Consider the following 1,188-nt stretch of genomic DNA (forward strand, 5'->3'; position numbering starts at 1 on the left):
GTCGGCTTTGTAAACAGGGTTGGGGCCGTTGGTGAGACGCTGAGCGTTTGTGTTGGCACGCGTCGTGCGTCTTCGGTGACTGAAACAGTCGTTGTCGCAGATTGGCCACCGGCAGTGGCTGTGATCTCGGACGAGCCAGTCGTGTTGAATTGTAACCGAGCCCGTCCCTTCTGGTTTGTCGTGACGGTTCGGTCGCTGACCGTGATTGTTGCATTTGCAACTGGCTCTCCACCGCGAGTAACGATTACGAGAGGGCTTGCACCAACAGGGATCTGTGTGGGTGCAGCCACGTTCAGTGGCTGAATGACACGCCCACGCTCATCAAGCGTGACTGTCTTCGAGATGCCACCCACTGTGAGTGTCTGCGTTCCTGCATCGACTTCGTCGAAAGAGACGAAGACTGACTCTGAGCGCCGGCTATTAATCGTGAGTGCTGTGTGTTCTGTGTTGTCCCCGAGGTGTACTGCGAAGTTGCGAGTTGCTTCACTCAGCCCAAGGTTTGTGGCGCTAACCACGACACCGGTAGCGCCGTTACGCTGTGTTACTGATGCGCTCGTGGCAACGATTGTGGATGTATTTGACCCAGAGCTTTGGAGACCCCGTGTTCGGATGAACTGCACAGATTGCTGCCCTGTGGTCGTGAGGTGCCGTGCAGTATCGAGTGAGACAAGCAGTTGGTCATCTTGGATACCAGTCCCCTCGAATTCCCCTACGATCTCAACGCGAGTGAGACCGGGAGTAGTACTCCCACCAATGACGATTGTCTCACCAACACCGAGTTCAGTTGCCTGTATGAGGTCAGACCCAACAAGTGCTTCATCAGGAGATTGTGGGGCTCTGCCAGCAACAAGCTGCGTCTGGGCAAGTGACGAGTACGCAGAGTAGTTGACCCCTCTGGTGACAAACGGCGTATTCTTGTACACCTCGAACAGGAGAATTTCTGGGCTGACGTCGACACCTTGGCTCCGGAGCGTCGAAGTGTACGATTCAGGAACGTTACTCGCAATCGGGTGGATTGCATCAGGTTCAGTAATCGTCTGTTGACCGACACCAGAAAGAGGGCCAACCGCACCAACAATCGCCGAGAGGAGGAGCACAACACCCATGAACACACTCAAGGTAGCCGCTGCAGGAACGACAGCCTCCCACCCGAGGAGTCGTGTCTGAAAGAGACGTCGAACACCTGTG

General features: G+C 55.5%; 1 protein-coding gene. It reads right to left on the bottom strand.

What is annotated here, in order from left to right:
- Positions 1 to 1,188 (bottom strand): DUF3869 domain-containing protein (locus tag AUR66_RS21535; protein WP_394326267.1); only part of this gene is annotated, 1,188 nt, incomplete at both ends.

It is taken from the genome of Haloferax profundi (genome assembly GCF_001469865.1).
Lineage (GTDB): Archaea > Halobacteriota > Halobacteria > Halobacteriales > Haloferacaceae > Haloferax > Haloferax profundi.